At 61.9% G+C, this 5,941-nt stretch carries 6 protein-coding genes and 1 pseudogene; 3 read left to right on the top strand and 4 right to left on the bottom strand.

Features of this window, described 5'->3' with window-relative positions; translation table 11 throughout:
• Positions 1 to 127 precede the first annotated feature (127 nt).
• Together MOX02_RS20075 and MOX02_RS32700 are read left to right on the top strand one after the other, a co-directional pair.
• Positions 128 to 1,063, top strand: a complete 936-nt coding sequence (locus MOX02_RS20075; protein ID WP_147027573.1) for a hypothetical protein — start codon at positions 128 to 130, stop codon at positions 1,061 to 1,063.
• Positions 1,064 to 1,452: 389 nt separating this feature from the next.
• On the top strand, positions 1,453 to 1,947 hold the full coding sequence (locus tag MOX02_RS32700) for an HGGxSTG domain-containing protein (protein ID WP_308632297.1): 495 nt from the start codon (positions 1,453 to 1,455) through the stop codon (positions 1,945 to 1,947).
• On the opposite strand, the gene MOX02_RS20065 is transcribed toward MOX02_RS32700, so the two are convergent.
• The 4 genes from MOX02_RS20065 to MOX02_RS20050 form a co-directional block, all read right to left on the bottom strand.
• Positions 1,900 to 2,613: a hypothetical protein gene (locus MOX02_RS20065; RefSeq protein ID WP_147027571.1), complete on the bottom strand. Its 714-nt coding sequence runs from the start codon at positions 2,611 to 2,613 to the stop codon at positions 1,900 to 1,902. The two genes, MOX02_RS32700 and MOX02_RS20065, sit on opposite strands and share 48 nt — an antisense overlap.
• Position 2,614: 1 nt before the next feature.
• Complete coding sequence (locus MOX02_RS20060; protein ID WP_147027570.1) at positions 2,615 to 2,812, bottom strand: hypothetical protein; 198 nt, start codon at positions 2,810 to 2,812, stop codon at positions 2,615 to 2,617.
• A gap of 550 nt (positions 2,813 to 3,362) precedes the next feature.
• Positions 3,363 to 4,463 carry an ATP-binding protein gene (locus tag MOX02_RS20055; RefSeq protein WP_170267931.1) on the bottom strand — a complete coding sequence of 367 codons (1,101 nt, stop codon included), beginning with the start codon at positions 4,461 to 4,463 and terminating at the stop codon, positions 3,363 to 3,365.
• Between the two features lie 74 nt (positions 4,464 to 4,537).
• Positions 4,538 to 5,692, bottom strand: a complete 1,155-nt coding sequence (locus MOX02_RS20050) for a DUF7146 domain-containing protein (protein WP_170267929.1) — start codon at positions 5,690 to 5,692, stop codon at positions 4,538 to 4,540.
• Between the two features lie 7 nt (positions 5,693 to 5,699).
• Here MOX02_RS20050 and MOX02_RS32695 point away from each other — a divergent pair.
• Positions 5,700 to 5,825: pseudogene (locus MOX02_RS32695) on the top strand (hypothetical protein); the annotation flags it as partial.
• Positions 5,826 to 5,941 lie beyond the last annotated feature (116 nt).

Here is a 5,941-nt window from a genome sequence, read left to right as displayed (position 1 = left end):
CCCTAGGTCCAGCATCATGAAGCACCCGGTGATTTGATTAGCGCGCAGCCATAGACTGCGGGGCGGCATCAGAAGGGAAGTCTGTCTGCGAAGTTGCTGAATTTGTTTTCTTGCCAGGAGATACAACATGCCTACGGGACGTTTGAGCTTATATGTTGCGGTCCTAGTTTCAACATTCTGTATTCTGCCAATGTGCCTCAGTACAGCTCAAGCAAATGATTATTCAAACTTACAATATGTAGAATCATTATCAAGCAGTCAGCAGTCGAGCCTTTTGCACGCAAAGGAAATCACCGTAAGTCAACCTGTGCATGATTATCAGAGTACCTACCGGATCAGAGTTCCCCGCAATCTAGCCCGTATTACCAATGACAATACCGGCACTAAACTTGTCTACGAAGAAACTGAAGAAGCGCCCCCATCTAAACGAGCAAAGACCGGCAATAGCACTATGTCATTTGGTATCCTGTCGGGAAAAACTATCCCTCGCATATTCTCAGAGGTTAAGGAAAAGTTGATTATGGAAACTTTCCATGAGGAAGATGTAGACGACAAGAAGATACTAATCGGCAGAAATTCCTACTCTACCGATAAAATTACCATGATGGTCGGAGTAAACACAGGAGAGTGCGAACGGTGCAATTTACTTGTACAAATCTTGGCAGATGACAAACACGAGGTTGTGGAGTTTTGGGCAAAGTACGCCCGTTACTTTTTTGAGACAGGCTATCCGAATAGGGTAACTATCGTTTCCTCCCGACATTTTGATAAAAAGGGGATTAAATACGGCAATAATTACTCTTTTGGAGATCTCGGGCAGGAAATCGCAGAGCAACTTAATGAGGCTAGACGTAAGGCTCTTGAACGCAATTCGCAGGGCGGCGGCTCCCAAAGTAATGTGACGAGATCCAATCAGTCCAGCGCATGCCCGAAGTTTAGGGAGAACCGTGATATTTGCTATCAGCGGTGGAACAATATCGGTGGGGGGTCGAGTGGTCAAGCTGGAGCATTCAAGGAATGCTACGAAACGTATAATAACGCGATGATCGCCGCGGGATGTTAATCAGCTTTGTTATTCACGCTCTTGCTTGTCTCTGGATGACCAGCTGGACGAAGAAGCTGTGCCAAATGTCCAAAGAGGCGTGAACCTGGTGACCCAGCTGTTCGCCTTGGTCGTTGCGCCCACCGTTTCAGCTGTGGTGGCATCGCCGCGATCTGGGACGTGTCACGCTTGCCCCACTACACTCCCGCGCATTGCGGCAGCGGCCATGCGCTACTCAACGTATGTGCTCGTCGCGAGGCGTGTAGCGTTCTGCCCACTCCTCAACTGTGAGCGGCGGCTGCATCAGCCAGATCACCTTACCCTTCACGGATGCAGGGCCATCTGCCACCTACTGCCGCCAATTCATCAGGGCGTCTCATGCCTCGTTGTCTCCAACGGGGTGGTTCGCGATGATCTTGGTGGGCTGCCCGACGTGGCGAGCCGTCTGGATCCTCTCAAGCGTTTCAACAGGTTCGCGATGGTCGCGCCTTCGGCCAGAGCAGGCGAGCAAGCCAACGGCGTCGGGCAGTGGTAGGGTGGCTTATATGATCGACAGAGCCTTGAAGGTTGAAGCCGGGGACAGGGGGGCGGCCGAAAAAGTCGAAGGTCCACCCCATGAACCGTGCGGTTGCGCTCGTCTGCAGGGTGCCTTTGCCGCGCCCCGCTGTGGGGCGAGAAGGCGGGACGGCGGAGCGTGCATGTCGCCCGCGATGAAGAACGGGCGATGCCGGTTTCACGGTGGCAAGAGCACGGGAGCGAGGACGCCGGAAGGTCGGGCGCGAGCTGGCGCCGCGAACCTCCGGCATGGGTACTATTCAGCGGCAGCCGTCAGCGACAGGCGAGAGGCGCGAAGGGCTCTACGGCTGGCGGTTGAGACGCTGCGGTTCCTGTCCGACCGGGTTTGATCCGCCGTTTACGGTCACGTCGCCAACGACAGCCTGTCCGCCTGGATAGACGTGGACGTGTTCCACACGGACCTTCTGCTCGCCTCCGCGGCGGAGCTTGGCGAGCGTTTCCATCTGCGCCGTGTAGGTCCGCAGCAGCTTGATCGCGAGGTTGCCGGTCTCCTGCTGCCGGACGACATCACCCGCCTGCTTCATGCTCCCTAGCATCGCCATCGCGGCGTCGTGCGTGGCGAACATCTGAACCGCCAGCATGGCCTCGGTCTCGTTCTCAGGCTCGGTCCCGTCTACGACGGCAAGGGCGGCGTTGAGTTGGGCCGAAGTCGGCAAGTTGCGCCCGGCGCTACGTGCGGCCGTGGCGACTTGGCCGACCATGTACGCCGCAAAGTCGACCGAGGGCGTGCCGAAAGCATTGAGGCGCCTGGCAAGGTCCGTCACCTCTCCGCCCGTCGATGGTGCGAGACGCAACGTGCCGTCTTCGGCGCTATCGATCTTCACATCATACCGGGCCGGCTGGTTGCGTCGGCGGCGGATCGCGTCCTGCAGCGCCTTCTCCGCCAGCAGCTCAGAGACGCGCTGCGGATCCTTGGCCTGCGCCAGGATCTTGGCCTCCATGCCACCGGGGCGCACTCCTTTGCGGGGGGGCGGCGAGGGTTTGCCTGTCGTCATGTCAGCCATCCCGTTCGGCGTGAGTCGTGATGTTCAGAGCCTTGGCGCCCTCGGCGAGGCCCTGCAGAGCGGCGACGGCGGCCCGCTGGCGGACCTCCTGGGCGTCATCCCGAATCTCGATGGTGACGGCAGCGGCCATCGCCATCTGACGCATGACCTCGATGCCGGCGTTGAAGGCGGCTTGCTCACGCGGCGTCATGCTGTTGGACCGCCGGTTCGAGCGAGGGTCAGGATCGCGTGCTCAATCGCAGCGGCGTCCATCTCGACGGGAAGCGCGGTCACGCGAAGACTCCTCAAGCGGATCGGTGAAGGGCGGCGAAGCTGCAGAGCACGCTGCGGCGGTCGATGGGTGCAAGGCGATGGAGGGCCGCGAGAGCAGGCTCAAGGTGCCGGTCATCGCGCTCGGCGCGGGCGAGGAGATCCGCGAGGTATTCACCGCGGGGCCCGGTGCTCAGCCGAACGGTGGTGCGAAGGCTCCGCAATCTGGCGATGCGCTCGGCTGGCTCGATGCCAGCGGCCCACGGGCCAAATTGGTCGGCCGGGGCGATCATCGAATACCCCGCAAAAGCGTGACATCCTCAAAATCGGCCCTGAAGCCGGTGACGCGGAAATCAGCCCGCGTGACAGGCGTGACATGGGAGCCCCTACTACGTAGGGGGGCTCCTCGATGTCACGGCACATGTCACGGCTGCAGGGGGCGTGACGGGCGTGACATTTGCCATTTGTCACGGGTGTCACGCCCGTCACCGCTACGCTTGCCATAGCCATTCCTCCCCACCCCAAGAGCCGGTTCGGAACCCGTGCTTCGAGCAGGCTGCCAGCGCTCGCTTGAGCGCCTGCCGGATCGTGTTGGCCTTCTTCTCGGCATCGGTCTCACCCGTCGCGTAGCGACGCCGAAACTCGCCGCGGATCTGCTCGACGGTGACCGCACGCACGGTTGGGCCATCGCCCATTACGGGAACGTCCTGACCGCTGCTGATGACTTCAGCGAACGCTCCCTTGAGCGCCACGATCGCGAGCGGATCCTTGGGCTGGCGTTTGCGCGATAATGGCGGTGCAGAATCGAGCGCAACGTCGACTGCGCATGCGCCAAACGAGTCACCGTCATCGTCAATTCCAAGCTCGATGAACCGGAGCGAGAAGGCAGCGATCGGTCCCTCTTCGCCGTAGCGGCTCTTCGCAAGGTTCAGAGAGCGTTCGCTGACCTCACCCGTGACCTGGTTGCGATCAGCGAGGACGCTCAGAACGGCATCTGCACCGCCACGGTAAGCGGATGACCCGCGTAGGCCCGTCTCTTCGGTTTTGCCGTAGTGGTGAACAGGCAGGACAAGGGCGCCGATTGGGTCGCCCAGCATCCGCATATGCCGAAGAGCCTGCTGCGCCTCGGCTGCGTCGTTCTCGTCCTTCAAGGCAAAGGCCGCAGCCATTGTGTCGATGATGATCAAGCCGAGGCGCACGCCGAAAGCCTCGCGCATGCGCTTGTCGACTTCGCGTAGTTTGGGCTGCAGCGCCCTCACCTCCTCGGCGTCAGCGAGGTTGGGAACGGCTCCCATCCAAGCGATCGGAAGCCTCTTCACGCCGGCCCGAGCTGTGCGCGCGGCTTCGATTCGCGTAGCGATCGTTCCGGCACCTTCCGCAGCGAGGATGAGGGTGCCAACCTGCTCCCCAATCCTCCGGCCGAAGAAGGGCTCGCCTGTTGCAAGCGACACAGCCAAGTCGATAGCCGTGAAGGTTTTACCGGCGCCCGACTGGCCACCGAGCATCGCAACGCCTTCCGCAGGGAGCATGTGCTTCACGAGGTACCGGGGCGGATCGGGTAGAGCGTCCCCGTCAAAGGTGAAGCCGAGCAACGGATCATCCCGCTGCCTTCCAAGCGGGGCAAAAGGCTCTCGCACGAAAGGATCGTGTTGAGCGTGCGATTCATTCAACGGCATGCTGCGGAGCCCTCCCGAAGCACGTCGTTCATGTCAGTGCCGACCCGGGGCTTGATGATGTCGACGAGCCGGTCCGCGCGATGCCAGCGGGTGCCTACTTCTTGGCAGGCCCGGGCGCTGGCACCCGCGTCGTTCTCGGCGAGGACGCTCAGCGTCTCAATGCCGGGTAGCACGGGAAAGGCACCGATCGCCCCGACGCTGCCGAGTGCCCATACGGGGGTGAGCCCGAGCTGCCGAGCGGCAAGGCAGGTCTCGATGCCCTCGCCAATAGTGAGGCCGACGCTAACGATCTCCTCCGGATCCAGCATGATCGCGGTGCCGGCGGCCGTGCCGAACATCCGACGCCCGAGCTTCTGCCCGTCTGGCGACAGTGCCGTGCGATGAACGCCTAGGACCTCGCCCGTGCGGATGCAGCGGAGGGCAGCAACCATCGCGGGCGCGGTGCCGGCCTCCCATGGGCAGCGCGGATGAAAGCGCAGGGCCTCGCCTGCGATCTCGGCCGGCAGTATGAGGCCGCGTGACCGCAGGTAGGCTTCAACGACGGTCCCGCGCGGGTCGCGCCCATCTTGCCACATGGCAAGGGCTTGGCGCTGGCGGCGCAGCGTCTCGGCGCGGTGCTGCTCCTCGACCCGGTGCCGGACCTCCTTGCGCCGCTGCGAGGCGGCAGGATCTTCATCGCAGACACGCCGCCAGCGATCAGCTGGAAAGCCCAGAGCCGACGCAACGTGGTCTCGGCAGACGCGCCAATCGTCGCCTGCATGGCTGTGAGCCACAAAGCCATCCGGCGAAGCGACAGACAGGCGAACGGACAGGCTTCGATCGCGATCGGAGTGACCGGGCCCCGGTGCCACGACCTGTTGTCCGGTGACTTTGCCGCCAAGAGCACGAGCGATTTCGGCAAGCGTGATGTGCCTTGCCAGAGGCGTGGTCCGCACCCTATTTTGAGCATCGGTTCTTTGCTGCGAACCATTCGGAATTGCGCCGTTGCGGGCTCCTACCCCCGCGACGGCGTTTTCATTTTCAGCGTCTGCGCGCAGCCCATCTGCCGCTTTACAGTGCCGAACTTCGTTCTGCGGCTGTTCACGCTTTTCTGCGATTGCTTTGTAAAGCACATGTTCCTGATTTTGCTCAGGAAATTGCCACAATTCTCTAATGTGCGATTTCGGCCCGGACGGGCTCTCGACCGGCGCCTCGCCGGACCGCCTCGACGCCCTCGTCTGGGCCCTGACGCACCTGCTCCTGCGCGCCGGCCCCGAGCCGCGCATCCGCAGCCTGTAGGAACCCCGCCTCTCCCGTCCAGGGGGGCCCGCGCCTGGTTGCTTCAGGGCCGCACAGGCGGAGCCGCAACCCCACTTCTCCCGTTCGGGAGAGGTCGAGTCAGCGTCAGCCGACCG

The sequence above is a fragment of the Methylobacterium oxalidis genome (assembly GCF_007992195.1).
GTDB lineage: Bacteria > Pseudomonadota > Alphaproteobacteria > Rhizobiales > Beijerinckiaceae > Methylobacterium > Methylobacterium oxalidis.
Note: the sequence above shows the minus strand (reverse complement) of the source record. Positions and strands in the feature narration are given on the sequence as shown.

Bases quoted from the DNA above. Each gene is read 5' to 3' on its own strand.
- MOX02_RS20065 (WP_147027571.1), bottom strand. From the start codon at position 2,613: ATGACGACAGGCAAACCCTCGCCGCCCCCCCGCAAAGGAGTGCGCCCC.
- MOX02_RS20060 (WP_147027570.1), bottom strand. From the start codon at position 2,812: ATGACGCCGCGTGAGCAAGCCGCCTTCAACGCCGGCATCGAGGTCATG.
- MOX02_RS20075 (WP_147027573.1), top strand. From the start codon at position 128: ATGCCTACGGGACGTTTGAGCTTATATGTTGCGGTCCTAGTTTCAACA.
- MOX02_RS32700 (WP_308632297.1), top strand. From the start codon at position 1,453: ATGATCTTGGTGGGCTGCCCGACGTGGCGAGCCGTCTGGATCCTCTCA.